The following is a 26,975-nucleotide window of genomic DNA, read 5'->3' as shown; positions in this document are numbered from 1 at the left end:
TGGCGAAAGGACGCACTGCTGTGTGTACTATAGGGTCTGTCTGATGTCGGGCAGATCCTGTTTTTTTTAATCTGCATTTCACGCGACGATTATTTTTCTCGCTTCCCTTCTGAACTGCGTAATTAATGACTCAGCAAGGGGCGTCTGACGTGAATCACGGCGCTGAATTAAATAATAGGTTGCTTTAGGAAGCGATTCGACAACCGGCAGCATGACCAGACGGTGTGCCAGCAGCGGGTCACAGCCTAGCTCCTGCGGCAATATGCTTAAAAAATCACTTTGCGCGACCAGGCTAATACAGGAAGAAAATGTTTCGCAAACCACACCAATTCGCGGTATTTGCGAACGATGACTAAATACCTCCTCTAATTGCTTATAATAACTTCCCCGCGGCGTCGGCATTGTCCAGTTATAATGCAGAAGTTCATTAATTGACGTTGCCCCCATTGCCGGGTGACCTTCCCGACAAAATACCGCAAACGGTTTTTCGAAGAGCTTTTCAAACGTAAATTCCTGGTCGTAAGGTCCCTGATAATAGGTGTTGATGGTGAAGTCCAGCTCGCCCTGGCGTAATTCATTGATCATCGATACCAGCTGCCCTTCCATAATCCGCACCTTGACCTGCGGATGCTGCGCATGAAAGCGGGTGATAACGGCGGGCATCAGCGTGCGTGAAACGCTGGCCCCCATCCCGATGTTGATCTGCCCGGCCAGCTCCCCCTGCCGCTGACGGATATCATCCTGCGCCGCGCGCAGCTCTTCCAGAATCAACCTGGCGCGCTGGTAAAAGCCCTCACCGCATTCGGTCAACGCGACGCCCTTACTCCTGCGCACGAAAAGCTGCGCCGCCATGCCCTCCTCCAGCTCTTTGATGGATTTGGTCAGCGCCGGCTGGGAAAGATTCAGCGTCCTGCTGGCACCGCGAATGCTGCCCTGACGCGCAACCTCAACAAACGCCCGGATTTGATGAAATTTAATCTGGAATGTCATAGCCCGACCGATAACCGTTGTTTATCAGAGTAAAGAAACTGTCATCTACTTTAATGGAAAGGGATGTGCGAGGGTAATTCCTGAACGGTTAAAACTGTGAAAAATCGGTTAGTGATAAGTAAAAACTATCACAGCGTGAAGCAGTTCACATATTTTAATGATGACAGGAACAGATATGGACACACTGGCGCAGTACATCCAGACACTATCCCCGCAGCTGAGCGCATGGCGTCGCGATTTTCACCATTTCGCGGAATCCGGCTGGGTAGAGTTTCGAACGGCCGCGAAAGTCGCGGAAATCCTCGACTCGCTGGGCTACGAACTGGCGATGGGCCGCGACGTCGTCGATGCCGAAAGCCGGATGGGGCTGCCCGATGCCGCTACCCTGGCGCAGGAGTTTGCCCGCGCGCGGGCGCAGGGCGCGCCTGAGAAATGGCTGGCGCCGTTTGAAGGCGGGTTTACCGGCATGGTGGCGACCCTCAATACCGGCCGCCCTGGACCGACGCTGGCGTTTCGCGTCGACATGGATGCCCTTGACTTAAGCGAAGCGCTGGATGAAAGCCATCGCCCGTTCCGCGACGGGTTTGCCTCCTGCAACGCGGGCATGATGCACGCCTGCGCGCACGACGGCCACACCGCTATTGGTCTGGGGCTGGCGCAGGTGCTTAAGCAGAATGGCGCGCAGCTCAACGGCACCATCAAGCTGATCTTCCAGCCAGCCGAAGAAGGCACCCGCGGCGCGCGCGCCATGGTTGCCGCCGGCGCGCTGGACGACGTGGACTATTTCACGGCTATTCATATTGGTACCGGCGTCCCTGCCGGAACGGTGATTTGCGGCAGCGATAACTTTATGGCCACCACCAAGTTCGACGTGAACTTTACCGGCGTTGCCGCACACGCGGGCGGTAAGCCGGAGGACGGACGTAACGCCCTGCTCGCCGCCGCGCAGGCCGCCCTCGCCCTGCACAGCATCGCCCCGCACAGCGACGGCGCCTCCCGGGTAAACGTCGGGGTGATGCAGGCGGGCAGCGGACGCAACGTAGTGCCCGCCAATGCCCTGATAAAGGTTGAAACCCGCGGTGAAAGCGAAGCGATTAATCAGTACGTCTTTGAACGCGCGCAGGCGGTCATTACCGGCGCAGCGGCGCTCTACGGCGTGCGCGCCGAAATGCGCCTGATGGGTGCCGCGACGTCCAGCGCGCCGACACCGGCGTGGGTGGATTACCTGCGCGAACAGGCGAGCCAGGTTTCCGGGGTTATTCACGCCATCGACAAGGTGAAAGCGCCAGCGGGTTCCGAAGACGCCACGCTGATGATGGCCCGCGTGCAGGAGAACGGCGGCATGGCGTCCTATATGGTGTTCGGCACGGATTTGAGCGCCGGACATCACAACGAAAAATTCGACTTCGATGAGCAGGTCATGGCGATTGCCATTGAAACGCTGGCGCGAACTGCGCTCAATTTCCCGTGGACGCGAGGTGTGTAATGCAGGAGAACTACGCTTTTATTGCCGATGCGATCGACATGCGATGTCGGACGTTAACCGATATTGCCGACGCGATCTGGGATCGTCCTGAAACCCGCTTTGAAGAGTTCTGGTCCGCCGAGCGGCTCGCCAGCGAGCTTGAGGCCGAGGGCTTCACGCTGACGCGCGAGGCCGGCGGTATTCCAAATGCCTTTATCGCCAGCTTCGGCAGCGGGAAACCGGTCATCGCCCTGCTGGGCGAATACGACGCGCTGGCCGGGCTAAGCCAGCAGGCGCACTGCGCGACGGCGCAATCCGACACGCCGGGAGCCAACGGCCACGGCTGCGGGCATAACCTCTTAGGCACCGCGGCGCTTGCGGGCGCGGTGGCGGTGAAAAGCTGGCTGGAGCAGCACGGCGGCAGCGGAACGGTGCGTTTTTATGGCTGTCCCGGCGAGGAAGGTGGCTCCGGGAAAACCTTTATGGTGCGCGAAGGCCTGTTTGATGACGTCGATGCCGCCGTCACCTGGCACCCGGAAGCCTTCGCCGGGATGTTTAACGTCAGCACGCTGGCGAATATTCAGGCAGCCTGGCGTTTTCACGGCGTGGCGGCACACGCGGCCAACTCCCCCCATCTGGGACGCAGCGCGCTCGACGCCGTGACGCTGATGACCACCGGCACCAACTTCCTTAACGAACACATCATTGAGAAAGCGCGCGTCCATTACGCCATCACCGACACCGGCGGGATTTCGCCCAACGTGGTGCAGGCGCAGGCGGAGGTGCTGTACCTGATCCGCGCCCCGGAGATGGCCGATGCGCAGCAGATCTACGAACGCATCGAGAAAATCGCCCAGGGCGCAGCGATGATGACCGAAACCACCGTCGAGTGCCGCTTTGATAAAGCCTGCTCCAGCTACCTGCCGAACCGCACGCTTGAAGCGGCGATGTATCGCGCGTTGCAGCACTACGGCACGCCGCTCTGGACGGAGGAAGAACGCGCCTTCGCCCGCGAGATCCGCGCCACCCTGACGCCCAACGATCTGCAAAACAGCCTGAAAAATATTGCCGCAACGGGGGGAGACGCGGGTAAAGCCTTTGCCCGGCGTCATCAGGAGACACTGCTGGTGGATGAAGTCGCGCCCTATGCCACCACCGACAATGTGCTGGCGGGTTCAACCGACGTGGGCGACGTCAGCTGGAAAATGCCGGTCGCCCAGTGCTTCAGCCCCTGCTTTACCGTCGGCACGCCGCTGCACACCTGGCAACTGGTGGCGCAGGGCCGTACCTCCATTGCCCACAAAGGCATGCTGCTGGCCGGAAAAGTGATGGGCGCAACCGCGCTCAATCTGCTGCAGGACGCGGCGCTGCTGAAAAAATGCCGTGAAGAGTTCGAACAACAAACACAAGAAAAACCGTACGTGTGTCCGATCCCACAGGGCGTGACACCGTCACCTTTAAAATAAAAAAACACAACACAACAACACAACACTCCCGAGGAACGCCCATGAGTATGTCATCCATACCTTCGCATTCCCCATCCGGTAAGCTCTATGGCTGGGTTGAAAGGATCGGCAATAAAGTGCCGCACCCTTTCCTGCTGTTTATCTATCTGATTGTGATTTTAATGGTCGCCACCGCCGTGCTCTCCGCCTTTGACGTGAGCGTGCGCAGCCCGGCCGACGGCAGCCTGGTGGCGGTGAAAAACCTGCTCAGCGTTGACGGGCTGCACTGGTTTTTACCCAACGTCATCAAAAACTTCAGCGGCTTCGCCCCGCTGGGCGCCATTCTGGCGCTGGTGCTGGGCGCCGGGCTGGCGGAACGCGTGGGCTTGCTGCCCGCATTAATGGTGAAGATGGCTTCTCACGTCAGCGCGCGTTACGCCAGCTATATGGTGCTGTTTATCGCCTTCTTCAGCCATATCTCCTCCGACGCCGCGCTGGTGATCATGCCGCCGATGGGGGCGCTGATTTTCCTCGCCGTCGGGCGTCATCCCGTGGCAGGCCTGCTGTCGGCGATTGCGGGCGTGGGCTGCGGATTTACCGCTAACCTGCTGATCGTCACCACCGACGTGCTGCTCTCTGGCATCAGCACGGAGGCGGCGAAGACCATTGATGCGGCCATGCACGTCAGCGTGATTGACAACTGGTACTTTATGGCGAGCTCAGTGATTGTCCTGACGATTGTCGGCGGGCTGATTACCGATAAAATCATCGAGCCGCGGCTGGGTAAATGGGAAGGCCGTAGCGATGAAAAGCTGGAAACCCTGAGCAAAGAGCAGCGCTTCGGCCTGCGCGTGGCGGGCGTTGTCTCGCTGGCCTTTATCGCGCTGGTGGCGCTGATGGTGGTGCCGGAAAACGGCATCTTGCGCGATCCGGTTAAACATACCGTCCTGCCGTCGCCGTTTATTCAGGGCATCGTGCCGCTGATTATCCTCTTCTTCTTTGTCGTTTCGCTCGCCTACGGTATCGCGACCGGTAAGATCCGCCGTCAGGGCGATCTGCCGCAGCTGATGATCGAGCCGATGAAAGAGATGGCGGGATTTATCGTGATGGTGTTCCCGCTGGCGCAGTTTGTGGCGATGTTTAACTGGAGCAACATGGGCAAGTTTATGGCCGTGGGCCTGACCGACGCGCTGGAGGCTGCCGGGCTAAGCGGCGTACCGGCGTTTGTCGGCCTGGCGCTGCTGTCATCCCTGCTGTGCATGTTTATCGCCAGCGGCTCCGCCATCTGGTCGATTCTGGCCCCGATCTTCGTACCGATGTTTATGATGCTGGGTTTTCATCCTGCGTTTGCCCAGATCCTGTTCCGCATCGCGGACTCCTCGGTGATTCCGCTGGCGCCGGTTTCGCCGTTTGTTCCGCTGTTTTTAGGCTTCCTGCAGCGCTATAAACCCGAGGCCAAACTGGGTACCTACTATTCGCTGGTTCTACCCTACCCGCTTATCTTTTTAGGGGTATGGCTGGTGATGCTGGTGGCATGGTATCTTGTCGGCCTGCCGATTGGGCCGGGGATTTACCCGAGGCTGAACTAAAGGAATGAGGATGCTGAGATTACTCGAAGATAAGATTGCGACGCCGCTCGGGCCGCTATGGGTGATCGCGGACGAGCAGTTCTGCCTGCGCGCCGTCGAATGGGAAGAGCACAGCGACCGGATGGAAGAACTGCTCAATGTTCACTACCGCTCGCAGGGGTATGAACGTATCCGCGCCACCAACCCGGGCGGGCTGAGCGACAAGCTTGCGGCCTACTTCGAAGGCGATCTCAGCATCATTGATACTCTGCCAACCGCCACGGCAGGCACCCCTTTTCAGCGCGAAGTGTGGCAGGCGCTGCGGTCCATTCCCTGCGGGCAGGTGATGCATTACGGCCAGCTCGCGGAACAGCTAGGCCGCGCAGGCGCCGCACGCGCGGTGGGTGCCGCCAACGGCTCTAACCCGGTCAGCATCGTGGTGCCGTGCCATCGCGTCATTGGCCGCAACGGTACCATGACAGGCTATGCCGGCGGCGTGCAGCGAAAAGAGTGGTTGCTGCGTCACGAAGGGTATCTCCTGCTCTAGCTCCCAGGCTTTTTGTGCTTAATTTTCTACCGGTTAGGCTAAAAATCCATAATCAAGCTGTGGAATTTCAAGAAGATGGCGGCACGTTGCCGTCTCTTGTCCTTATTGAGGGTTTGTCAGGCTTACGTACTTACCAAAAAGATGTTAAAATTGACCAATATCAATTAAGGCTTGAGCAAACCTATGATCCCGGAAAAGCGAATTATACGACGCATTCAGTCTGGCGGTTGTGCTATCCATTGCCAGGATTGCAGCATCAGCCAGCTCTGTATCCCGTTTACCCTGAATGAGCATGAACTCGATCAGCTTGATAATATCATCGAGCGCAAAAAGCCTATTCAGAAAGGGCAGACGCTGTTTAAAGCGGGAGACGAACTGAAATCGCTCTATGCTATCCGTTCTGGCACCATCAAAAGCTACACCATCACCGAACAGGGTGATGAGCAGATCACCGGCTTCCATCTGGCGGGTGACCTGGTGGGCTTTGATGCCATCGGCACGGGCCATCACCCGAGCTTTGCTCAGGCACTCGAAACCTCAATGGTTTGCGAAATCCCGTTTGAAACCCTGGACGATCTGTCCGGTAAGATGCCTAACCTGCGTCAGCAGATGATGCGTCTGATGAGCGGTGAGATCAAAGGCGATCAGGACATGATTCTGCTGCTTTCTAAAAAGAACGCTGAAGAGCGCCTGGCCGCGTTTATCTACAACCTCTCCCGCCGCTTCGCCGAGCGTGGCTTCTCGCCGCGTGAATTCCGTCTGACGATGACGCGTGGCGATATCGGCAACTACCTGGGCCTGACCGTGGAAACCATCAGCCGTCTGCTCGGCCGTTTCCAGAAAAGCGGGATGCTGGCCGTTAAAGGTAAATACATCACTATCGAAAACGGTGAAGCGCTTGCCGTTCTTGCCGGGCACGCCCGCAACGTGGCGTAACTCTCCGCATGTTGATGACCAGACCATAAATTCTTGTGATTTATTGGTCTGGTGTAATCACTTCCGTTTCAAGAAATTTTCACCGTAGCACGTCCCCACACAGCGCCCGAAAGGTTCTCGTTGAGGTTATGAATTGAGAGAAAGTTTGTTTTTCGTTTCAGTCGTGATTGCCTCTGTGACCTTTATCTTCATCTGGATCATGCTTGTCGGCCCGATGAAGGGGGAAGAAAAAACCTACGTCCAGGACTCCACGACCTTTGCGATAGCGGTGATGGTGCTGCTGTTTATTGCGTTTATCGCGGTGACGACGACGGTACTTTTCCTCTGAAAAATTTTCATGAAATATTGAGTGGAAATCATAATTTTCGCACGCTCAATAACTCATATAAATATCAATGACATACTTCCAATAACATTAGGATAATATAGGAGTATATCGGTTAATTTGTCGCCCCCACATTAGCCCCCAATAGCAAACCGCCCCCAAATTCCTCATCTTTTGCGTAGCTCCGTCCAGTTTTTTTAACTCGCAGCTTTACGCCTACCTTTGCCATCACCATAATCACTACGAATCCGTTTGTAAGACTTAACCAACGCGCGCTACTTTTTCTCCCTGCCCTATATTTTCAGTCTGACTGACTGGAGGTTTCTACGTGTGGATGTTTTGCACAAGCCCAAACCCGTGAAGAATATCTGGCTTACCTGGCCGACGAAGCCGATCGTGACATTGCCTATGACCCGGAACCTATTGGCCGTTACAACGTGGCGCCCGGCACCAAAGTTTTGCTGTTAAGCGAACACGATGAGCAGCTGCACCTCGATCCGGTATTCTGGGGCTACGCGCCCGGGTGGTGGGATAAACCGCCACTGATTAACGCGCGCGTCGAAACTGCGGCCACCAGTCGAATGTTTAAACCTTTGTGGCAGCATGGCCAGGCGATCGGCTTTGCAGATGGATGGTTCAAATGGAAGAAGAAAGGCGACAAGAAACAGCCCTACTTCATTCACCGTGCCGACGGCCAGCCAATATTTATGGCAGCGATCGGCAGCACACCATTTGAGCGCAGCGATGAAGCGGCCCGGGAGTGGATGCGTCAGGCACGGCTACTGCAACACATGCCATATTAAGAAAATAACTGTCTTCTTTATATTTGTTACTTAAATCTGTTAGTGCGGCCTTTCTCAATTCAAGATTGGAGGACGCCGGTTTATTAATCCAGACATGCATGGCTGAAGCATCCGATGATAAAACCTTGCGTGCATGTAGAATACTCCTTCCATGTATCATCGCTAACGTCTACTGCATTAGCGGACCATGTTCCTGCTGCATCTCACCTCCGCACAAATACTGTCTATAAGCACAGTGGTTTTAAATAAATAATTAATCAATACAGCAATACGAATAGGCCAACACTTTAATTGCACGAAAGATATAACTCGTTGTTAGCAATAGATATTTTGATAACAGAAAGGAAGGATTACACTTACGAGGCTATGACAAGAAGGGAGAGGCATCCCCCCTATAAAAATGTTGGAGGGGAATAGCCTATTTAAACGTTAAACTGCGTCAGAAACAGAGTTCGGAATGGTTTTTTCTTTTTTATTATGAGATGTAAGCCTTTTCTCCATTAAATGCCAGCTCGCATATGCCAGTACTAAAACGGTAACAATAGTTGAAACGAACCCTATATAGAAGTTCTTATACATTCCAAAATGATACATAAACTGAATAACAGGATAATGGAAAATATATACCCCATAGGACAAATCGCCAATTCTATCATGAATTGATATAGGTTTTGTCTTGAATGCGATTATATAAACAAATGCTGCAACAACAAAAGGATAGATAATCTTACCTAAGATATGACTATCGCAGAAATATAGCGCAACCAAAAGCAATGGCAGATATTTAACATTTAAGAATGATGGTGTGAAAAAGTTCAATGCTGCACCAGCCATGAAGAATATCATAAGGGATGGCAGTTGATTTTTTAAAGACTCGCTCAATCCATACTTATCCACGATGATCTCAATAGCAATTGCTGATAACAGGGACAGCAATGCAATAACAGCAACAGTTATTTTTTTGCCAAAAACCTTCGCAATAATTCCATAAATTATTGGCACGGATATATAGAACATAACTTCTATTTTAATGGTCCACAACGATCCGTTGACAGCACTATTTTTGAGGTTATCGACGAAAAGCCCTGGCAGGTCTGGTTGTATGAAGTTAAGGAATGCGAGGTTTGCCACAAGATACTTTGCTGCTCCATCCTGGAGATACGCCATCGCTCCACTAGAATACAAAAACATTCCAATGAAAAAGCAAGAGGTTACGCACATAAAATATAAAGGGTATATTCTGAGAAAGCGTGACTTCGAGTATTCGTACAGATTACTGTTCTTCAGATAGCTTTTGCTTATCAAATAACCACTTATGACAAAAAAGCATTTTACAGCCAGATCTCCAGGCGCCAGCTTAAGAAGTCCGTTACCAGTTAGCCCTCCAATATGGAAAAACATGACTGTTAACGCCAGCATGAGCCTCAGGATATCAAAGTTATTTTTGCGCACAAAAGAATGCCTCTATTTATCTTACTGTTTTAACAATGAATTATTGCAATTTGACATAATAAATGGCGCTCTAAAGCGCCATCTCTAGATTATGCATTTGATGGTTTCGGGCAAAGCTGAACGCCTGCAAAGTTAAAGTTTCCACTGCCTATCTCGTTTGAAGATTCAATTCCTATAATGTGAAAACCTGCTGAAAGAAAGCATTTTTCTGAATTGAATACTTGGTCATGTTTTAAACCACTGGAAATTTTGTAGTTAATCTTTCCAGAGTATCTCAAGTCATCACTTTTCCCAAAGTAGGTGATATTCGAAATGCCACCTGCCTCGCTAGTGAAACCGCATATGGACAGTGTAGAATGGTCTGTCGGCGAGTCAAGCAACAGTGGGAAGTTTATGATCTGCTTCTCAGGAAGAGAATCACCAGTTAGAACAGAACCAAATCTGTTCTCAACATCCCATATCGCTCTCGAATGTTTAATTTTATCATAATATTGAGTTGTAGAAAGGCCACACAGATCGTAATTATTAATCAACTTATTTGGCAATACTAATGGTATAGCCATATTCCAACCTGCATTTTGATAAGCAGAATCTGTCAGGTGAACACCATCCCCATTGATCTTATTTGCTGGTATCATTCTGCTAGTTTTAAGTGAATAGTAGAAATTATCAACCAAATCGACGTTCATTTCCGCAGCCACATCACGCTGTGCCTGAATAAATGCAGCCACATCACGCTGTGCCTGAATAAATGCAGGCACAGCGTGATGTGGCTGAATAAATGCAGGCATGCGCTTCATCATAAATTCTTTGCCATCTCTAATCGGTGATATCACCGAAGGTGTCACTATTACAGGTATCTTTCCGTACCGCCTTGTAATATTCACAAACTCCATGATATTACTTTTATACTCATGCTCATCGCTTTGATATGAGTTACAGTCATTCAGACAGTGGTTACAATAAATCACAAGAGCGTCAGACTTGGATAATCTGTCCTCATATGAACCTACCCCACCATCTGTCCCGTTAAGTAATTTTTTTATTGTAGTGCCAGGTATTGCATTATTTGAAACGGTAGTAAGACCTGGATAAATTAAATCAAGCGCAAGTTGCAAGGAATTCGGTGGGTTAGAGTAATTCTTGGTCGTAGTAGCGCCAGGCATGGATCCCCACATAGTGGAGTCACCGAAGCAGGCTATAGCAACTTTCTTTCCATCCGCGAGTAAATTCGCTGCTCTTGAAGCCCTCATGAGGCTTGCTGGTGCTGACACAGTTTTTTTACTTTTGCCACCGAATGCCTGAGGAGCAGCGCCTGCGGCCAAAGCTGCCGGTGCTGCCATTGAAAGCAGCTTTCTTCTAGAAATTGACATGTGGAATCCCAACCAAAACATTTGGCTGGGATTCTACAACGTATAACAACACAGTCAAATCACAATGCTATGGTTTTCTTACATTGTATACTCCAAGTGAAGACACGTAGCACGTAGGTAAGGAAGCGCTCATAGCTGTCGATGTGGCTGAAAATCCGCCAACGCTAACGCTAATTGTCCGATCATCATTGAGTACTATCCTGCAATCCTGGAAACCGCTTTGAGTTAGCGTTCCCATATTAGTAGTTACGCCTCCAGCAACCATGGTGAGCACACCAAGGGCATTATTAATTGCAAGCGAATTTGATGTATCTGTATACAGTTCCCCTTTAATGAAAACACGACTTGACTGCTAGCATCTTTTGCAAAATAAGCAGAAAAACGAATCTCATCTCCTGTACAAATTAACCTGAACTGGGTTCTGACTGTTCCGTCTGGGTAGTCAGCACTAACTTCCCGACGAGGTAAAAGTATAGCTCCACCAAAAGCGAAGTTCAGTCCGTTTAAACCCATGCTAGAAAGCGCCCCTAGAATATGCAACCCAGCACCTAGCTTACATATTTTAGGAATAAAGAAGGCGCCATAATCCTGAGAATTTGAACGTTTAAAGTCAATAATCCCGCTAAATCTTGCGTCACCGTTGGCCCCCGAATACGTGAATACACCGTATCCGCCATCGGTACCCTGCAGCCCACCGAATGCAATAGTTGTATCGTCGGTTGGGTTATCCAGAACAACTGGATAATAAATATTCTGTGACGTAGCTATTGAATCACCTGACAAGACAGAGCCAAATCGTGAGTCAACTTTAAAGATAGCGCGTGCATTGGTAATCGTGTCTTTCCACTAAGATGCGGCAAGTCCGCTCAGGTCTCCAGGTTTATTTAAAAAGTGTGGTTCAAGAAGGGGAATAGCTAAATTTCTCCCAGCAGCCTGGTATGAAGCCTGGGTCAAGTGAACACCGTCACCTGCAATATCAGTAATTTTATACATGCGCGATGTTTTATAGGAGTAGTAGAAATTATTAACCAAGTCGACATTTATCTCAGAAGCTACATTACGCTGTGCCTGAATAAATTCAGGCATGCGCTTCTGTTGATACTCTTTTCCATCATTTGTTGGTGATATGATAGATGGAGTGACTATTACGGGTATTTTGTTATATTTCCTGACTATAAACCCATTTATAAAGATTCTCTTTATACTCATGCTCATCGCTTTGATATGATTTACAGTCATTCAGACAATGGTTACTGAATATAACCAGTGCGTCTGAGGCAGCCATTCGAGAATCAAATGTTCAAGGCCTCCATCAGTACCATTAAGAAATGATTCAAGATTTGTGCCCGGTAATGCTTTATTGCGAACAGTAGCTTTTCCTGGGAAAAGAAGGTTTAGCGTTGTCTGCAAATCAGCAACTAAGTTTTAGGGGCCTGGGTAGTAGTAGCTCCAGGTATGGATCCCCACCTAGTGGAGTCACCGAAGCACTCAATAATGATAGAACTTCCATCTGCTAATCAATTTGCAGCATGTGTGCAGCGCTGTGGAATCGCCAAAATATTATTAATAGCCTTCTGGACTGAATCAATACTTTCTAATACAACCAGTGAAGCCCCCTTCCCTGGTCATGACGATGCCAGATATTTACGCAGGACATCTGCTACATCAACCGGCTGCCATTTACCACCCCCTGTACCACCAGCTGATGCTGGGTAGAGCCAGAAGGAATATCGGCGTCGAGTTGCATAACGGAAAGATCCGCATTACTTTTCACTATCGCGGAGTACGTTGCCGTGAGGTCCTTCGCGGCTGGCTGGCGAACAACAGCAATATAAAGAAAGCTGGCAATCTGAGGGCAATGATTGTCAGTGAAATTCAGATGGGTACTTTCGATTACGCAACCCGCTTTCCTGAATCAAAGGCGTTGAGCAAGTTCGGTACCACAAAGCGTATAAGTACTTTTTCTGAACTTTGCGAGCTGTTTACTGAATCAAAGGCTCTGGTGGTATCTCACGCCACCATGCTCACGATCCGCTCAAGGGTAAACACCCTCATGCGCGTTGTTGTCGACATGACAGTCTTAACTGATATACAGAACGCATACATACTTTCATATCGTCGAGAACTGTTATTCGGTGAAGTGGTAAATCCCGGTTTACCGAATTTTAAGAAGCAGGGCCGATCACCAGCACGCGTAAATGCTCTAATGAGCGTTCTCAAAGAGATGCTCAGAATAGCTCACCGCAGCCAGTTCATAACTCATACCCCATACGAAGGCATATCTACTTTAAAGGTATCGAAACGAACGCCTGATCCTCTTACATTTGACGAATACCAGGCATTCATCGCTAACCTATCCAAACAGCACTCGCTTTTATGGATTGTGGCTATTCATACCGGTTTGAGGCACGGTGAACTCTGCGCTCTCGCATGGGAAGATGTTGACCTGTTAAATGGAGAGATTCATGTCTCACGGAATCTGACCCGGAAAGGCTTATTCGTACCACCTAAGACGGATGCCGGGATCAGGACAATTACCTTGCTCCAGCCAGCACTGGATGCACTGAAAATACAGTTCGAAATTACAGGCCATCTGCCGCAGCACGAGATCGTCTATCATCATCGTGAGCATGGTAAAACTGAAATGCAGGTTATCAGGCCAGTATTCGTTCCATCGAATCGATCAACAAGAAAAGTCGGTTACTACTCCAAGAATTTCTATATCCTATGGGTGGAAGAATGGCTTACGTCGCGCTGGCGTTCGGAACCGTCATCCGTACCAGTCCAGACACACTTACGCTTGCTGGTCGCTTTCTGCCGGGGCAAATCCTTCTTTTATTGCAACTCAGATGGGCCATGAGGATTCAAGGATGGTTTATGAGGTTTACGCGAAGTGGATCGGTGATATGGACAAGGACCTGGTTGCCATCATAAACAAGAGAATTCTTGCCAACGTGCCCCCGTTACGCCCCCAAGGCGATTTGAAATCAAAAAAAATGCTTTGAAATCAGCATGCAACAACATTAAGTAATAAATTTTCATGAATTATTGATCTGGCAAAACCTCCCCTCTGTTTCATTCAGGATATATAGGTTACTCTTTTAATTACAGACTGTGGTGACAGTAGTAAGGAGACCTGTATGGCCAAGTATCAAAACATGCTGGTAGCTATCGATCCGAATCAGGACGATCAGCCGGCATTACGACGTGCTGTGTATTTACATCAACGGATTGGTGGCAAAATCAAAGCGTTTTTGCCGATCTATGACTTCTCGTATGAGATGACCACCCTTCTGTCGCCTGACGAGCGCACCGCTATGCGTCAGGGCGTCATCAGCCAGCGTACCGCGTGGATCCGTGAACAGGCGAAGTATTACCTGGAAGCGGGCGTGCCCATTGATATTAAAGTGGTCTGGCATAACCGACCTTTCGAAGCCATCATCCAGGAAATTGTCGCCGGTGGGCACGACCTGCTGCTGAAGATGGCGCACCAGCACGACAAGCTGGAATCCGTGATCTTCACTCCGACCGACTGGCACTTGCTGCGCAAATGCCCTTGCCCGGTCTGGATGGTGAAAGACCAGCCATGGCCTGAAGGCGGGAAAGCCGTTGTGGCGGTAAACCTCGCGAGCGAAGAGGATTACCACAATTCGCTGAACGAGAAGCTGGTGAAGGAGACCATCCAGCTTGCTGACCAGGTGAATCATACCGAAGTGCATCTGGTGGGCGCCTATCCGGTCACCCCGATTAACATTGCCATTGAGCTGCCTGAATTTGACCCGAGCGTGTACAACGACGCGATCCGCGGTCAGCATCTGCTGGCCATGAAAGCGCTGCGCCAGAAATTCAGCATCGATGAGAAAATGACCCACGTGGAAAAAGGCCTGCCTGAAGAGGTGATCCCGGACCTGGCGGAACACCTGCAGGCGGGGATTGTGGTGCTGGGCACCATTGGCCGAACCGGTATTTCTGCCGCCTTCCTCGGCAATACCGCAGAACAGGTGATCGACCATCTGCGCTGCGACCTGCTGGTCATTAAGCCGGATGAGTATCAGACGCCGGTTGAGCTGGACGATCCTGAAGACGATTAACGCCTGACGCCCGGCGGCGCAGGCTTGCCGGGCCTACAAAACCGTAGGCCGGGTAAGCGTCAGCGCCACCCAGCAATAAAAAAACCGCCAAATTCGGCGGTTTTTTCGTTTCAACGCAACTTACAGTGATTTCAGAATCGCATCCACGCTGGCTTTAGCATCGCCGAACAGCATGTGGGTGTTCTCTTTGAAGAACAGCGGGTTCTGAACCCCGGCATAGCCGGTATTCATGGAGCGTTTGAAGACGATCACGTTCTGCGCCTTCCACACTTCCAGAACAGGCATACCGGCGATTGGGCTACCCGGGTCGTCCTGTGCAGCAGGGTTAACGGTATCGTTGGCGCCAATGACCAGCACGGTGTCGGTGTCGGCGAAATCATCGTTGATCTCATCCATTTCCAGCACGATGTCGTAAGGCACTTTCGCTTCCGCCAGCAGCACGTTCATGTGGCCAGGCAGACGCCCTGCCACCGGGTGAATACCAAAGCGAACCTTGATGCCACGCGCGCGCAGCTTCTCGGTGATTTCCGCAACCGGATACTGCGCCTGCGCCACCGCCATGCCGTAGCCCGGAGTGATGATCACGGAGTGCGAGTTTTTCAGCATGTCTGCGGTATCTTCCGCAGAAATTTCACGGTGCTCCCCCACTTCTTCATCCGCACTGGAAGAAGACCCATCGGTCCCGAAACCACCGGCGATAACGCTGATGAACGAGCGGTTCATCGCCTTACACATGATGTAAGACAGGATCGCACCGGAAGAACCCACCAGCGCACCGGTGACGATCAGCAGGTCGTTGCTCAGCATAAAGCCTGCCGCCGCTGCCGCCCAACCGGAGTAGGAGTTCAGCATCGAGACAACCACCGGCATATCCGCACCGCCGATGGACGCCACCAGGTGCCAGCCGAACGCCAGCGCGATGATGGTCATCACCAGCAACGCCAGCACCTGCAGACCGACGCTTTCGGTACGCACGAAGACCACCAGCAGTACAAACGACACCACCAGCGCCGCCAGATTCAGCTTATGACGGTTTGGCAGCATCAGCGGTTTAGAGGAGATCTTCCCGCGCAGTTTGCCGAACGCCACAATAGAGCCGGTGAAGGTCACCGCACCGATGAAGATACCGAGGAACACTTCCGTCAGGTGGATGTTCACCAGAATCGGTTCCAGACCCGGTTCGTGATACAGGTAGCTGTTGAAGCCCACCAGCACCGCCGCCAGACCCACGAAGCTGTGCAGAATGGCAACCAGCTCCGGCATCTCGGTCATTTCAACGCGTTTTGCCAGGCGAATACCAATCGCGCCGCCGATGATCATCGCTACCAGGATCCACGCCACGTTGCCGGTATCCGGCCCGAAGATGGTGGCAATCAGCGCAATCGCCATCCCGGCGATACCAAAGTTATTACCCTGCTGAGACGTTTCGTGTTTGGAAAGCCCCGCCAGACTGAAAATAAACAGGATTGCAGCAACAATATATGCAGCTGTCACTAATCCTCCAGACATATGCTACCCCTTAGCCTTTACGAAACATTTTCAGCATGCGCTGAGTCACGGTGAAACCACCGAAAATATTGATACTGGCGATCAGCACCGCGATAAAGCTCAGGAGGCTGATCCAGCCGCCGTGACCAATCTGCAGTAACGCCCCCACCACGATGATCCCGGAGATGGCGTTAGTTACCGACATCAGCGGCGTATGCAGCGCATGGGAGACGTTCCACACCACGTAGTAGCCCACGACGCAGGAGAGCGCGAAGACGGTAAAGTGGCCGAGGAACTCTTTTGGTGCGACGTCAGCCAGCCAGCCGAACAGAATAATCACCAGCGCCATGATCGCGTATTTGCGCCACGGAGAAGCCGGTTTGGCGGGTTCTTTTGGCTCAGGCGCCGCTTTCGTTGCCGCCTGAGGCTGAGCAGAAACCTGAATAGGCGGCGCAGGCCAGGTAATTTCACCTTCACGGACCACCGTGACGCCGCGCACAACAACATCGTCGAAATCAACGGTGACGTTGCCGTCTTTCTCTTTGCAAAGCAGCTTCAGCAGGTTGACGAGGTTGGTGCCGTAGAGCTGAGAAGACTGCGTAGGCAGACGGCCTGGCAGATCGGTATAGCCGATCACCTTCACGCCGTTAGCGGTCGTGGTTACCTGATTTGGAACGGTATATTCACAGTTACCGCCGTTTTGGGCGGCCAGGTCGACAATCACGCTGCCCGGCTTCATGGAGTCAACCATCTCACGGGTGATCAGCTTCGGCGCCGGTTTACCCGGGATAAGCGCGGTGGTGACAATAATGTCGACATCTTTCGCCTGAGCGGCGAAGAGTTCCATTTCGGCTTTGATAAAGGCTTCGGACATCACCTTCGCGTAACCATCGCCGCTGCCTGCTTCTTCCTTGAAGTCCAGTTCAAGGAATTCGGCGCCCATACTCTGGACCTGTTCTTTTACTTCAGGACGGGTGTCAAAGGCGCGTACGATAGCGCCCAGGCTGTTTGCCGCACCGATTGCGGCAAGGCCCGCCACGCCTGCGCCAATCACCATCACTTTCGCCGGAGGGACTTTACCCGCGGCGGTGATTTGACCGGTAAAGAAGCGACCAAACTCGTGGGCCGCTTCAACAATGGCGCGGTAGCCGGCAATGTTTGCCATGGAGCTTAAGGCATCCAGCGACTGCGCGCGCGAAATGCGCGGCACGGAGTCCATTGCCATCACGGTCACGCCGCGGGCCGCCAGCTTCTCCATCAGCTCCGGGTTTTGCGCAGGCCAGATGAAGCTCACCAGGGTCGTTCCCGGATTCAGCAGCGCAATCTCATTCTCTTCCGGTGCGTTGACCTTCAGAATCACCGGCGACTGCCAGACGTCAGCACCGTCGACCACTTCCGCGCCAGCCTGGATAAAGGCCTCGTCATCGAAACTCGCCAGTTTGCCCGCGCCGCTTTCAACCGCGACCGTAAAACCCAGTTTAAGCAGTTGCTCCACCGTTTTCGGTGTTGCCGCTACGCGGGTTTCATTGGCTAACCGTTCTTTTGGTACCCCAATACGCATAGTTTTCCCTTCCATCGGTTTTTGATGATGGTTTATCGATAAATGCCCGCGGTTTGTATCAATTTTCGCCATCGCGCGAGCGACGAGAGATGATTAACCCCGGAAAATAAAACAGTAACAAACTGTCTATAACCTACTGAAAATAGCGCCCGTGATCTACCGCCAGAAAACACTATTTCTTACTTTATCTGTGAAAAATAAGCGATCGGCGTCACTGACAGTGATATTTACCTTAAATTCACTGCCAGAACCGATAAATCGCGCAAGCGAAGCGGTAAAAACATGATATAGCGCCATAAGAGAACAACTTGTTAACATTAAATTAACTTGTAAAAGTCATATGCTTTATCAGTTTTACTTGTCAAACGCGTGTTTTTTCAACATATCACTAAATGTTATCGAATTCGGTGATTCAGTAAGCACAGGCAGTGAAAAATGGCGCAGACAGCGACGGGTTTTAAATGCAATAATCGGGACCGTCTCAAATTAACAACAATACCAGTACATGGTTTGCGCAAGGCGAAGGATCATTTTTATGAAGCTTAAGAACACACTCCTGGCGTCCGCACTTCTTTCCGCGACCGCCCTGTCTGCGAATGCCGCAACAGAGTTAACGCCGGAGCAAGCGGCAGCGTTAAAACCTTTTGACCATACGGTCATTGTGGGTCGTTATAATTCTATTGGCGACGCTGTCGCCGCTGCATCAAAAGCCGCTGACAAAAACGGGGCGGCCTCGTTTTATGTCGTTGACCAGTCCGATTACGGCAACAGCGGTAACCTGCGCGTAACTATCGCGCTGTTCAAAGACAATGCGCCAAAAGCTGACGCACCGAAAAACCGCGTGATCAACGGTGTTGTTGAACTGCCGAAAGATCAGGCGATTGAGCTGGAACCTTACGACACCGTCACCGTTCAGGGCTTCTATCGCAGCCAGCCTGAAGTGAACGATGCCATCACCAAAGCCGCGAAAGAGAAAGGGGCCTACTCTTTCTTCATCGTGCGTCAGGTCGATGCTAACCAGGGTGGCAACCAGCGTATTACCGCGTTCATCTATAAAAAAGATGCGAAAAAACGTGTTCTGCAGAGCCCGGATGCTATCCCGGCGAATTCAGAAGCAGGTCGCGCGGCGATAGCGAAAGGCGGCGAAGCAGCGAAGAAAGTTGAAATTCCAGGCGTAGCAACGACGGCTGCCCCAAGCGCTGAAGTGGGCCGTTTCTTCGAAACGCAGTCCACGAAAGGTGGTCGTTACTCCGTTACGCTGCCTGACGGTACCAAAATTGAAGAGCTGAACAACGCCACTGCAGCGCAGATGGTGCCGTTCGACAGCATCAAGTTTACCGGCAACTACGGCAACATGACGGAAGTCTCTTACCAGGTCGCGAAGCGTGCGGCGAAGAAAGGGGCGAAGTACTACCACATCACCCGCCAGTGGCAGGAACGTGGTAACAACGTGACCATCAGCGCCGATCTGTACAAGTAACAAAATCGTTGACGAAAGGCGGCGCAATGCCGCCTTTTTTTGTTACTTTTTTTGAATTTCTGCCTCACGTCATTGCATGCATTCGTTACACTCCGTAAAATCCCGCGCCTTAGTGTGATCCACCATTTTTATGCGCCTGAGCGAAATAATTATTCTGGATTTTGACCTTTCATAACAGGAAGCCAATGGAAAAGAAACTTGGCCTGAGTGCTCTGACTGCACTCGTTTTAAGCTCAATGCTGGGTGCGGGTGTATTCAGTTTGCCGCAAAATATGGCGGCCGTTGCCAGCCCTTCCGCGCTCATCATTGGCTGGGGCATTACAGGTGTCGGCATACTGCTGCTGGCCTTCGCGATGCTGCTGCTCACCCGCATTCGCCCGGATCTGGACGGCGGCATTTTCACCTATGCGCGTGAAGGTTTCGGCGAGCTGATTGGCTTCTGTTCCGCGTGGGGATACTGGCTGTGTGCCGTTATCGCCAACGTCTCTTATCTTGTGATCGTCTTCTCAGCGCTCAGTTTCTTTACCGATACGCCTGAGCTGCGCCTCTTTGGCGACGGGAATACCTGGCAGTCTATTGTGGGCGCCTCGGTGTTGCTGTGGTTCGTCCACTGGCTGGTGTTACGTGGCGTACAAACGGCCGCCAGCATCAACCTGGTGGCGACGCTGGCGAAACTGGTTCCGCTCGGCCTGTTTATCGTTCTGGCCTTTATTGCGTTCCGTATGGACATCTTTAAGCTCGATTTCACCGGTATCGCGCTGGGCGTGCCCGTCTGGGAGCAGGTGAAAAACACGATGCTGATTACCCTGTGGGTGTTCATCGGTGTTGAAGGCGCGGTCGTGGTTTCTGCCCGGGCCAGGAATAAACGCGATGTGGGCCGCGCCACGCTGCTGGCAGTTCTGGCCGCGCTGGGGGTCTATCTGCTGGTCACGCTGCTGTCGCTGGGCGTGGTGGCGCGTCCTGAGCTGGCTGAAATGCGTAACCCATCAATGGCGGGCCTGATGGTGAAAATGCTCGGCCCCTGGGGCGACGTGGTGATTGCCGCAGGGCTGATCGTCTCCGTCTGCGGCGCTTACCTTAGCTGGACCATCATGGCGGCTGAAGTGCCGTTCCTGGCCGCGACGCACAAGGCGTTTCCACGCCTGTTCGCCCGTCAAAACCAAAACAGCGCGCCGTCGGCATCGCTCTGGCTGACCAACATCAGCGTTCAGGTCTGTCTGGTGCTGATCTGGCTCACAGGTTCAGACTATAACACCCTGCTGACCATCGCCTCGGAGATGATTCTGGTACCCTATTTCCTAGTGGGTGCGTATCTGTTAAAAATTGCCACACGCCCGGCGCATTATGTCGTGGGTGTTGGAGCCTGTATTTACGGCCTGTGGTTGTTGTATGCTTCCGGGCCTATGCATCTGCTGCTGTCGGTAGTGCTGTACGCACCGGGTCTGCTGGTCTTTATCTACGCCCGCCGCACGCATCAGCTGGAGAACGCGCTGAAGCGCCGTGAGATGGCCTTAATTGGACTGTTACTGGTTGCTGCCCTACCGGCAACCTGGATGTTAATGGGATAGCATCGCCTTTCCCATTGTTGAACTGTAAAGGAGAATACGATGGGAAATGCACCGCTTCGCCCAATACTGATTACCGGTGGAGGCCGCCGTATCGGCCTCGCCCTCGCCCATCACTTTCTCAACCTTCGCCATCCGGTCATTGTCAGCTACCGTACGGAATACCCGTCGATTGAAGGGTTACGCAAAGCCGGGGCGGTCTGCATTCAGGCTGATTTTTCGACCGATGAAGGCATTCTGGCTTTCGCGGAAAAGGTAAAAGCCACCACGACGGGACTGCGCGCCGTGATCCATAACGCCAGCGCATGGCGTGCCGAAAAACCCGGTACGTCACTCAGCGAAACGCTCTCCGCCATGCTGCAGATCCACGTCAATGCCCCTTATCTGCTTAACCACGCTCTGCAGGATCTGCTGCGCGGCCATGGGCACGCGGCCGGCGATATTATTCACTTCACCGATTATGTAGTTGAGCGCGGCAGCGACAAGCACATCGCCTACGCGGCCAGTAAAGCCGCACTGGATAATATGACGCGCTCGTTCGCCCGCAAGCTCGCGCCCGAGGTGAAGGTAAACGCCATCGCCCCGGCGATGATTTTGTTTAACGAAAACGATGATGCGGAGTATCGCCAGCAGGCGCTGAATAAGTCGCTCATGAAAATCGCGCCGGGCGAGAAAGAGGTGATCGACCTTGTGGATTACCTGCTCACCAGCTGCTACGTCACGGGCAGAACCTTTGCCGTGGACGGCGGCCGCCCGCTGCGCTAGTGAAAACGGCTCCAGAAGAAAATTAGCACCCAGGCGCTGAGTCCCCAGCAGACCACCGCCCCGCTCAACGCCAGGGGAAGACGCAGAAAACCGGTGAAATACCACAGCGAAAGCAGGTAGAGAAAATACGGAATGATAGACCACATGCCAAACACGATGGTCGTGCGTAACGCTTCCGTACCCCGCTCAGAAGCCACGATATAGTGGGCAATTAGCGCAAAGGTCGGAAACAGCGGGATTAGCCCGGCAATGTAGTAGTTTTTCGTTTTTGCCAGAATGCCAATCAGTAACACCACCAGCGCGCCCAGTGCGGCTTTGATTACCAGCCCCATACTTTTCCCTATAACAATCAAGTAACAATATGAGCCAGAATAACGGAACCGGCGTTAATTTTGAAAGATTAATGGAAGGTTAAGGTTCCGCGGTGTATGTTGGCTTTTTTCACGAAAACAGACGCTGTATGAATAAGATTGTTTATGTTGAAGACGAACCCGAGGTCGGGCAACTGATCGCCGCCTATCTGGGTAAACATGATATGGACGTCATTGTTGAACCTCGCGGCGATCGTGCCGAAGAGGTGGTCGTCCGTGAAAACCCGGATCTGGTACTGCTGGATATTATGTTGCCAGGCAAAGACGGCATGACGCTCTGCCGTGACCTGCGCGCCCGGTGGGAGGGTCCTATCGTCCTGCTCACCTCACTGGACAGCGATATGAACCACATTTTGTCGCTGGAGATGGGCGCCAATGACTACATTCTGAAAACCACACCGCCTGCCGTCCTGCTTGCCCGCCTGCGCCTGCATTTGCGCCAGCACGCCAGCATCGAACGCGAAGCGCCCGCGCCGTCTCTGACGCCGCACAAAGCGATGCGCTTCGGTACGCTGTCTATTGACCCCATTAACCGCCAGGTGCTGCTCTCCGGCGAGCTTATCGCCCTCTCCACCGCAGACTTTGACCTGCTGTGGGAGCTGGCAACGCACGCCGGGCAAATCATGGACCGCGACGCGCTGCTGAAAAACCTGCGTGGCGTGAGCTATGACGGAATGGACCGCAGCGTTGACGTGGCGATTTCGCGTCTGCGCAAAAAGCTGCAGGATAACGCTACCGAGCCCTACCGCATTAAAACCGTGCGTAACAAGGGTTATCTGTTTGCCCCACATGCGTGGGAAACCTGATCCCATATCCCGATAAAATAACCTGCGCGAAATGAAGGCATTGCGCGACGATGCCCTTCTTTCGCGCGTTTATTTTTACGTTTGCGCAACAATTAACTTGCTAAGCACGCGAACTATCCCATACTTAAATCTTCATCCATCCTTTCTACAGCCAGCACTGCCCCGGCGACATGCAGACTCTTTTTTCACCGTGAAGCTCTCACGATACCTCTCCCATAAAATCTTGAAATGAGGATTTAAGCCCATGAAATATGTATAGCTACAGTCAGGTAGAAGCCATCAAAACCAATCTGGAATGGATTGCTAATCAGGCCGCGCTTAACCATCCTTCTCCCTCGCGCCCCGATCAAAAAGCGCTCTTTGATATCCTTGAGCTCATCCAGACTTACGAAATACTTCTGGATTTAATTAACGAATTCGGTACCGATGTGATTGATATGCACATTGCGGAAGGACTGGCCGTAACGGAAACACTCATCGCCAAGTTAAAAAACAGCGCGATTGCCATGTAACACGTTTCACAGACATGAAAATATCGACGGGTTTTTATGTATATTCTGCACAAAGCGTTTCTTCGGTGAGAGCCAATTAAAAAAACTGTTTGTGCAGTTTTAGTGTGCAGAAAATTCGCAACTCATTGAAATGGCTTTATTTGTCATGGTATCAGTGAGTTAGCCATAAACGTTTAACGGACATATACGGACATGCACGGTCTTTTTGATGCCCCTATCGGTGTCCCTTCTTTCAAAATGCCCCCAAATTTGCCCCCAATATTCCCCTGTTTTGCGTAGCTCCTTCCGGGTTCGCAACACTCTGCTTTACGTCTCTCTATCTGATCAGCATGGTCGCCACGAATTCGTTTGTAAGACTTAACCAGCGCACCTCTTTTTCTCCCTGCCCTATACTTTCAGTCTGATATCTGGCTGGAGGTTTCTATGTGTGGACGCTTTGCACAAGCCCAAACCCGTGAAGAATATCTGGCATACCTCGCAGATGAAGCCGATCGAGACATCGCATACGACCCTGAGCCGATTGGACGTTACAACGTGGCTCCAGGCACGAAGGTCCTGTTGCTAAGCGAACGAAACGAGCAGTTACATCTTGATCCTGTATTCTGGGGTTATGCCCCGGGATGGTGGGATAAAGCGCCCCTGATTAATGCGCGCGTCGAAACGGCGGCCACCAGCAGAATGTTTAAACCTCTATGGCAACATGGCCGGGCGATCTGCTTCGCCGATGGATGGTTCGAGTGGAAAAAAGAAGGTGACAAAAAACAGCCCTACTTCATTCACCGTGCCAATGGCCAACCAATATTTATGGCAGCGATCGGCAGCACACCATTTGAGCGTGGTGATGAAGCTGAGGGTTTTCTTATAGTGACATCGGCAGCGGATAAAGGTCTGGTCGACATTCACGACCGCCGGCCACTTGTTTTGTCAGCAGTAGCAGCAAGGGAATGGATGCGTCAGGACGTTGGAGGGAAAGAAGCTCAAGAGATAGCGGCCGACGGCGCTGTACCAACCGACAAGTTTATCTGGCATGCGGTGGCCCGTGATGTTGGAAATGGAAAAAATCAGGGGAGAAAATTGATAGAACAAGCAGATATATAATCTGCAGTTCTTTTGATGCGCACTTTATATTTGGCTCAATATTATCTTACTTTAAGAAAGAAATATATTTGCAGCCATCGGACCACTAAGTCCATTTATACGATAAAATTCAACACGAACACCTGGCTTTAACGTTTGGCTTTCACTATTACTTAACGCAGAAACATGCAAAAAAACATCTTTTCTGCCATCTGATGGTATAATCAATCCCTTTCCGCTCTTGAAGTCAAAACTTTTGACAATTCCTGTCATTTTACGAGACAAATATTTTCCTAATGGTAATCCAGATTTCACTATACAGGATCAGTTAATAATAGCTAACACTATTTTAACGGCCTTCCAGAAGGCTAAGATAAAATTTGCTTAATCATTCAACACGTGCCTTAATGGTTTGGCTGATTCGGTGCGATGATGAATCTAACTTTTCCAAAAGCCGTTCTCATAACTAGGTGTTATCTCTGATATCCCTCCTCTTGAGTCCATACATATACCAGCATACGTTTCTTATCATGAGCTTGCTTGTCAGTTTGAAATGTTCAAACGGAGTTTGTATGTCATCTAAAATCATAGGTCTTGTTAAGTGGTTTAACGAAGATAAGGGGTTTGGCTTTATCTCCCCACTCGATGGAAGTAAAGATGTTCTTGTTCACACTTCTTCCCTGCTGGGAGAAACATTTAATACTCTTTTTGAAGGACAAAAAGTCAAATTCGCTATCATAGCTGGAACTAAAGGTCCAATCGCTGCCAATGTAACACTTTGCGATAGATAATTTTTAGATGGTTTCTTAAGCCAGCATGACTTTATCAGTGAAAGGTGATGTTCGGTTACTCACATCATTACAACAGGCCAGCATATTTACTTACCATCAAGTTTGCTGACCGATGTGATGAAATGCAGGACTGCTGCATGAACAGTCTCAAAGCAGAAGCTAACTGCTTATAAAATACTAAAGTGCGTAAGAGGTTAGGCAGCCTCCAAAAGCATCACTTCTTATTTTTTTAATAATTTTTTAGAAGCGCTGGGAAGATTTGAACAAAGCACAGCAGTATGGGCACACCAACTGAGCCCCCTTTTGTACACGATTGTAACTATGTTCGGAATCTTTTGAGCAGTTTGGACAAGGACATTTTACTAAATAATTTCGGCGGAATTGAGTGTTTTTACGTGCAGACATAGACTTCTCCAGTTCAAATGGACCGTTACAGTACACGTTAAGAAAGTATAATGCTTGTTTTAATTTCGAAAGAGGCAAAAAAAATGAACAAACAGAACCCTTTCGACCACCTGCAGGGGCTAGAAACCCTCAAAATACATGGTGATATATGAAAAAAGTAATCATTTTTTTTAATGGTAAGCCAAGTAAAGTTATCACTGTGCTTAAAGGTGTGACATCAATACGCGAAGAATATCCTAATGGAGAAGTGATAAACCTTCAGATAATGTCAGCAGGTTTTCCCTCTTTAACAGGTGACCATGAAGTGGTCCATGTGGCATCAGATCGAGAGCTTACCTCTCAGGAAATATTAGATGCGGCGCAGAAGTATCTTTGACGCCAGGGATTCAACGCAGACATTCATGAAATCATTATTATAACTACGTTTAATTATTATAGCCTGCTTAACGCAGGCTTTTTTTACCCCCACACAAACATTTATAATTAAGACATGTACATCCAACACCATGGCAATATGACTTTATTGCTGAGGCAACCATAAGGCTTCCATGAAAATCCTGCATTACACAGTATTAATAGTTCTTGAAGCCCCATTCTCAGATAATAATATCAACCCTCTTATCTTGGGTCTCTTGCATGACCGAAACTATTCAAGTAAGTCAAACCGAGGTGTCAAACTTCCATCCCATGCATTCATTGGTTCAGAGGGTCAGGCAGTTTTAGAGTGGGAGTCTGAAAAAGATGGAGCAGAAAAACTAAAAAAAAGACTCTACCAGATGCTGCATGGAATTACACGTTTAGAAAAATCTCCCACAGCAATTTTTCTAATGATTTGCCCAGAAGATAAAACCTTAACCTTTGTCTCAAGACTTAAAGTAAAAAAATGAACATCGATATTTTAACCTTCACCATCTGAAAATTCCGTGACCGTGAAAACTGCGAAAGAAAATCATGAGGCACATCAGTAAATATTTTATCATTTGCTAAGCATTGCTGTTACATTCGGTTTAATGATGAATCCTCCTCAGCGGCAGGGCTAATTAACCTGATGATTTGTATATCCAGCGGCTCATCCTGAATTTCTGAAGCAGCGAGTCACGAGTGGTTAGTTCAATGACTCACCGGGAGGCACCCGGCATCATACCCATAAGCCCCTGTA

Annotated in this window: 26 protein-coding genes and 2 pseudogenes; 18 read left to right on the top strand and 10 right to left on the bottom strand. The window is 50.9% G+C overall.

Going from position 1 to position 26,975, the window contains the following annotated elements; genetic code table 11:
- Positions 1 to 78 precede the first annotated feature (78 nt).
- On the bottom strand, positions 79 to 990 hold the full coding sequence (locus tag SPH27_RS00830; RefSeq protein ID WP_069302720.1) for a LysR family transcriptional regulator: 912 nt from the start codon (positions 988 to 990) through the stop codon (positions 79 to 81).
- Between the two features lie 175 nt (positions 991 to 1,165).
- Between SPH27_RS00830 and SPH27_RS00825 the strand changes: the two genes are divergently transcribed.
- From SPH27_RS00825 to SPH27_RS00795, 7 genes and pseudogenes are all read left to right on the top strand, one after another.
- The gene (locus SPH27_RS00825) at positions 1,166 to 2,476 is read left to right on the top strand and encodes a M20 family metallo-hydrolase (protein WP_207168158.1); all 1,311 of its coding nucleotides are present in this window, start codon (positions 1,166 to 1,168) and stop codon (positions 2,474 to 2,476) included.
- A complete protein-coding gene (locus tag SPH27_RS00820; RefSeq protein WP_182071213.1) occupies positions 2,476 to 3,921 on the top strand; it encodes a M20 family metallopeptidase in 1,446 nt (481 codons plus the stop codon). Before SPH27_RS00825 ends, SPH27_RS00820 begins: the two co-directional genes overlap by 1 nt.
- A gap of 41 nt (positions 3,922 to 3,962) precedes the next feature.
- Positions 3,963 to 5,489 carry a p-aminobenzoyl-glutamate transporter gene (abgT, locus tag SPH27_RS00815; RefSeq protein WP_029740288.1) on the top strand — a complete coding sequence of 509 codons (1,527 nt, stop codon included), beginning with the start codon at positions 3,963 to 3,965 and terminating at the stop codon, positions 5,487 to 5,489.
- Between the two features lie 10 nt (positions 5,490 to 5,499).
- A complete protein-coding gene (gene ogt / locus SPH27_RS00810; RefSeq protein WP_039262722.1) occupies positions 5,500 to 6,015 on the top strand; it encodes a methylated-DNA--[protein]-cysteine S-methyltransferase in 516 nt (171 codons plus the stop codon).
- A gap of 183 nt (positions 6,016 to 6,198) precedes the next feature.
- Positions 6,199 to 6,951: a fumarate/nitrate reduction transcriptional regulator Fnr gene (gene fnr / locus SPH27_RS00805; protein ID WP_006174991.1), complete on the top strand. Its 753-nt coding sequence runs from the start codon at positions 6,199 to 6,201 to the stop codon at positions 6,949 to 6,951.
- 145 nt (positions 6,952 to 7,096) lie between these two features.
- Positions 7,097 to 7,279, top strand: coding sequence for a hypothetical protein (locus SPH27_RS00800; protein ID WP_014883604.1), 183 nt, complete (start codon positions 7,097 to 7,099; stop codon positions 7,277 to 7,279).
- Between the two features lie 311 nt (positions 7,280 to 7,590).
- Positions 7,591 to 8,028 (top strand): annotated as a pseudogene (locus SPH27_RS00795) (SOS response-associated peptidase family protein); the annotation flags it as partial.
- A gap of 480 nt (positions 8,029 to 8,508) precedes the next feature.
- Here the strand turns inward: SPH27_RS00795 and SPH27_RS00790 are convergent.
- The 4 genes from SPH27_RS00790 to SPH27_RS00775 all read right to left on the bottom strand — a co-directional run bounded on the left by SPH27_RS00790 (position 8,509) and on the right by SPH27_RS00775 (position 12,143).
- Complete coding sequence (locus tag SPH27_RS00790) at positions 8,509 to 9,531, bottom strand: acyltransferase family protein (RefSeq protein WP_182071212.1); 1,023 nt, start codon at positions 9,529 to 9,531, stop codon at positions 8,509 to 8,511.
- 89 nt (positions 9,532 to 9,620) lie between these two features.
- Complete coding sequence (locus tag SPH27_RS00785; RefSeq protein WP_182071211.1) at positions 9,621 to 10,904, bottom strand: SGNH/GDSL hydrolase family protein; 1,284 nt, start codon at positions 10,902 to 10,904, stop codon at positions 9,621 to 9,623.
- A gap of 246 nt (positions 10,905 to 11,150) precedes the next feature.
- Positions 11,151 to 11,687: a hypothetical protein gene (locus SPH27_RS00780; RefSeq protein WP_182071210.1), complete on the bottom strand. Its 537-nt coding sequence runs from the start codon at positions 11,685 to 11,687 to the stop codon at positions 11,151 to 11,153.
- A gap of 63 nt (positions 11,688 to 11,750) precedes the next feature.
- Positions 11,751 to 12,143: a hypothetical protein gene (locus tag SPH27_RS00775; RefSeq protein WP_182071209.1), complete on the bottom strand. Its 393-nt coding sequence runs from the start codon at positions 12,141 to 12,143 to the stop codon at positions 11,751 to 11,753.
- Positions 12,144 to 12,609: 466 nt separating this feature from the next.
- On the opposite strand from SPH27_RS00775, the pseudogene SPH27_RS23080 reads away from it, so the two are divergent.
- A pseudogene (locus SPH27_RS23080) lies at positions 12,610 to 13,909 on the top strand (Arm DNA-binding domain-containing protein).
- Between the two features lie 135 nt (positions 13,910 to 14,044).
- Positions 14,045 to 14,995, top strand: a complete 951-nt coding sequence (gene uspE, locus SPH27_RS00760; RefSeq protein ID WP_023335478.1) for a universal stress protein UspE — start codon at positions 14,045 to 14,047, stop codon at positions 14,993 to 14,995.
- A 120-nt stretch (positions 14,996 to 15,115) separates the two neighbouring features.
- On the opposite strand, the gene pntB is transcribed toward uspE, so the two are convergent.
- The gene (gene pntB / locus SPH27_RS00755; protein WP_024909329.1) at positions 15,116 to 16,504 is read right to left on the bottom strand and encodes a Re/Si-specific NAD(P)(+) transhydrogenase subunit beta; all 1,389 of its coding nucleotides are present in this window, start codon (positions 16,502 to 16,504) and stop codon (positions 15,116 to 15,118) included.
- A gap of 10 nt (positions 16,505 to 16,514) precedes the next feature.
- Positions 16,515 to 18,044 carry a Re/Si-specific NAD(P)(+) transhydrogenase subunit alpha gene (gene pntA / locus SPH27_RS00750; RefSeq protein WP_048980411.1) on the bottom strand — a complete coding sequence of 510 codons (1,530 nt, stop codon included), beginning with the start codon at positions 18,042 to 18,044 and terminating at the stop codon, positions 16,515 to 16,517.
- Positions 18,045 to 18,579: 535 nt separating this feature from the next.
- On the opposite strand from pntA, the gene ydgH reads away from it, so the two are divergent.
- The 3 genes from ydgH (at position 18,580) to folM (ending at position 21,854) form a co-directional block, all read left to right on the top strand.
- Positions 18,580 to 19,524 carry a DUF1471 family protein YdgH gene (ydgH, locus tag SPH27_RS00745; RefSeq protein ID WP_033145347.1) on the top strand — a complete coding sequence of 315 codons (945 nt, stop codon included), beginning with the start codon at positions 18,580 to 18,582 and terminating at the stop codon, positions 19,522 to 19,524.
- A gap of 185 nt (positions 19,525 to 19,709) precedes the next feature.
- Positions 19,710 to 21,092, top strand: coding sequence for an amino acid permease (locus SPH27_RS00740; RefSeq protein WP_048980409.1), 1,383 nt, complete (start codon positions 19,710 to 19,712; stop codon positions 21,090 to 21,092).
- 39 nt (positions 21,093 to 21,131) lie between these two features.
- A complete protein-coding gene (gene folM / locus SPH27_RS00735; RefSeq protein WP_033145346.1) occupies positions 21,132 to 21,854 on the top strand; it encodes a dihydromonapterin reductase in 723 nt (240 codons plus the stop codon).
- Here folM and SPH27_RS00730 read toward each other — a convergent pair.
- Positions 21,851 to 22,186, bottom strand: a complete 336-nt coding sequence (locus SPH27_RS00730; RefSeq protein WP_028017326.1) for a GlpM family protein — start codon at positions 22,184 to 22,186, stop codon at positions 21,851 to 21,853. The two genes, folM and SPH27_RS00730, sit on opposite strands and share 4 nt — an antisense overlap.
- Before the next feature lie 128 nt (positions 22,187 to 22,314).
- Here SPH27_RS00730 and rstA point away from each other — a divergent pair, with 128 nt between their 5' ends.
- The 3 genes from rstA (at position 22,315) to SPH27_RS00715 (ending at position 24,641) form a co-directional block, all read left to right on the top strand.
- Positions 22,315 to 23,031, top strand: coding sequence for a two-component system response regulator RstA (rstA, locus tag SPH27_RS00725; protein ID WP_021241154.1), 717 nt, complete (start codon positions 22,315 to 22,317; stop codon positions 23,029 to 23,031).
- 251 nt (positions 23,032 to 23,282) lie between these two features.
- Positions 23,283 to 23,543: a hypothetical protein gene (locus SPH27_RS00720; protein WP_048980408.1), complete on the top strand. Its 261-nt coding sequence runs from the start codon at positions 23,283 to 23,285 to the stop codon at positions 23,541 to 23,543.
- Positions 23,544 to 23,966: 423 nt separating this feature from the next.
- Complete coding sequence (locus tag SPH27_RS00715; RefSeq protein ID WP_182071208.1) at positions 23,967 to 24,641, top strand: SOS response-associated peptidase; 675 nt, start codon at positions 23,967 to 23,969, stop codon at positions 24,639 to 24,641.
- Positions 24,642 to 24,692: 51 nt separating this feature from the next.
- On the opposite strand, the gene cspF is transcribed toward SPH27_RS00715, so the two are convergent.
- On the bottom strand, positions 24,693 to 24,905 hold the full coding sequence (gene cspF / locus SPH27_RS00710) for a cold shock-like protein CspF (RefSeq protein ID WP_072058474.1): 213 nt from the start codon (positions 24,903 to 24,905) through the stop codon (positions 24,693 to 24,695).
- A gap of 287 nt (positions 24,906 to 25,192) precedes the next feature.
- On the opposite strand from cspF, the gene SPH27_RS00705 reads away from it, so the two are divergent.
- Positions 25,193 to 25,411 (top strand): cold shock domain-containing protein, encoded by a 219-nt coding sequence (locus SPH27_RS00705; protein WP_042719078.1) that lies wholly within the window; start codon positions 25,193 to 25,195, stop codon positions 25,409 to 25,411.
- 240 nt (positions 25,412 to 25,651) lie between these two features.
- Here SPH27_RS00705 and SPH27_RS00700 read toward each other — a convergent pair whose 3' ends face one another.
- On the bottom strand, positions 25,652 to 25,816 hold the full coding sequence (locus tag SPH27_RS00700) for a YnfU family zinc-binding protein (protein ID WP_213729873.1): 165 nt from the start codon (positions 25,814 to 25,816) through the stop codon (positions 25,652 to 25,654).
- A 148-nt stretch (positions 25,817 to 25,964) separates the two neighbouring features.
- On the opposite strand from SPH27_RS00700, the gene SPH27_RS00695 reads away from it, so the two are divergent.
- Together SPH27_RS00695 and SPH27_RS00690 are read left to right on the top strand one after the other, a co-directional pair.
- Entirely contained in the window at positions 25,965 to 26,192 is a 228-nt protein-coding gene (locus SPH27_RS00695) for a phage protein (protein WP_047652164.1), read from the top strand.
- Positions 26,193 to 26,364: 172 nt separating this feature from the next.
- A complete protein-coding gene (locus tag SPH27_RS00690) occupies positions 26,365 to 26,703 on the top strand; it encodes a hypothetical protein (RefSeq protein ID WP_126327659.1) in 339 nt (112 codons plus the stop codon).
- The last annotated feature ends 272 nt before the right edge of the window (positions 26,704 to 26,975 follow it).

The organism is Enterobacter sp. A103 (assembly GCF_034427535.1).
GTDB classification, from domain to species: Bacteria; Pseudomonadota; Gammaproteobacteria; order Enterobacterales; family Enterobacteriaceae; genus Enterobacter; species Enterobacter asburiae_B.
The sequence above is the reverse complement of the archived record's forward strand: the minus strand, read 5'-3'. Positions and strand labels throughout refer to the sequence as shown.

What these genes read in the sequence shown, in the direction of transcription:
- SPH27_RS00740 (WP_048980409.1), top strand. Translation starts at nt 19,710, where the DNA reads ATGGAAAAGAAACTTGGCCTGAGTGCTCTGACTGCACTCGTTTTAAGC.
- pntA (WP_048980411.1), bottom strand. Translation starts at nt 18,044, where the DNA reads ATGCGTATTGGGGTACCAAAAGAACGGTTAGCCAATGAAACCCGCGTA.
- SPH27_RS00820 (WP_182071213.1), top strand. Translation starts at nt 2,476, where the DNA reads ATGCAGGAGAACTACGCTTTTATTGCCGATGCGATCGACATGCGATGT.
- SPH27_RS00830 (WP_069302720.1), bottom strand. Translation starts at nt 990, where the DNA reads ATGACATTCCAGATTAAATTTCATCAAATCCGGGCGTTTGTTGAGGTT.
- SPH27_RS00825 (WP_207168158.1), top strand. Translation starts at nt 1,166, where the DNA reads ATGGACACACTGGCGCAGTACATCCAGACACTATCCCCGCAGCTGAGC.
- SPH27_RS00775 (WP_182071209.1), bottom strand. Translation starts at nt 12,143, where the DNA reads ATGACTGTAAATCATATCAAAGCGATGAGCATGAGTATAAAGAGAATC.
- ogt (WP_039262722.1), top strand. Translation starts at nt 5,500, where the DNA reads ATGCTGAGATTACTCGAAGATAAGATTGCGACGCCGCTCGGGCCGCTA.
- SPH27_RS00730 (WP_028017326.1), bottom strand. Translation starts at nt 22,186, where the DNA reads ATGGGGCTGGTAATCAAAGCCGCACTGGGCGCGCTGGTGGTGTTACTG.
- SPH27_RS00690 (WP_126327659.1), top strand. Translation starts at nt 26,365, where the DNA reads ATGAAAATCCTGCATTACACAGTATTAATAGTTCTTGAAGCCCCATTC.
- ydgH (WP_033145347.1), top strand. Translation starts at nt 18,580, where the DNA reads ATGAAGCTTAAGAACACACTCCTGGCGTCCGCACTTCTTTCCGCGACC.
- SPH27_RS00715 (WP_182071208.1), top strand. Translation starts at nt 23,967, where the DNA reads ATGTGTGGACGCTTTGCACAAGCCCAAACCCGTGAAGAATATCTGGCA.
- folM (WP_033145346.1), top strand. Translation starts at nt 21,132, where the DNA reads ATGGGAAATGCACCGCTTCGCCCAATACTGATTACCGGTGGAGGCCGC.
- fnr (WP_006174991.1), top strand. Translation starts at nt 6,199, where the DNA reads ATGATCCCGGAAAAGCGAATTATACGACGCATTCAGTCTGGCGGTTGT.
- SPH27_RS00785 (WP_182071211.1), bottom strand. Translation starts at nt 10,904, where the DNA reads ATGTCAATTTCTAGAAGAAAGCTGCTTTCAATGGCAGCACCGGCAGCT.
- rstA (WP_021241154.1), top strand. Translation starts at nt 22,315, where the DNA reads ATGAATAAGATTGTTTATGTTGAAGACGAACCCGAGGTCGGGCAACTG.
- abgT (WP_029740288.1), top strand. Translation starts at nt 3,963, where the DNA reads ATGAGTATGTCATCCATACCTTCGCATTCCCCATCCGGTAAGCTCTAT.
- uspE (WP_023335478.1), top strand. Translation starts at nt 14,045, where the DNA reads ATGGCCAAGTATCAAAACATGCTGGTAGCTATCGATCCGAATCAGGAC.
- pntB (WP_024909329.1), bottom strand. Translation starts at nt 16,504, where the DNA reads ATGTCTGGAGGATTAGTGACAGCTGCATATATTGTTGCTGCAATCCTG.
- SPH27_RS00695 (WP_047652164.1), top strand. Translation starts at nt 25,965, where the DNA reads ATGAAAAAAGTAATCATTTTTTTTAATGGTAAGCCAAGTAAAGTTATC.
- SPH27_RS00720 (WP_048980408.1), top strand. Translation starts at nt 23,283, where the DNA reads ATGTATAGCTACAGTCAGGTAGAAGCCATCAAAACCAATCTGGAATGG.
- SPH27_RS00705 (WP_042719078.1), top strand. Translation starts at nt 25,193, where the DNA reads ATGTCATCTAAAATCATAGGTCTTGTTAAGTGGTTTAACGAAGATAAG.
- SPH27_RS00700 (WP_213729873.1), bottom strand. Translation starts at nt 25,816, where the DNA reads ATGTCTGCACGTAAAAACACTCAATTCCGCCGAAATTATTTAGTAAAA.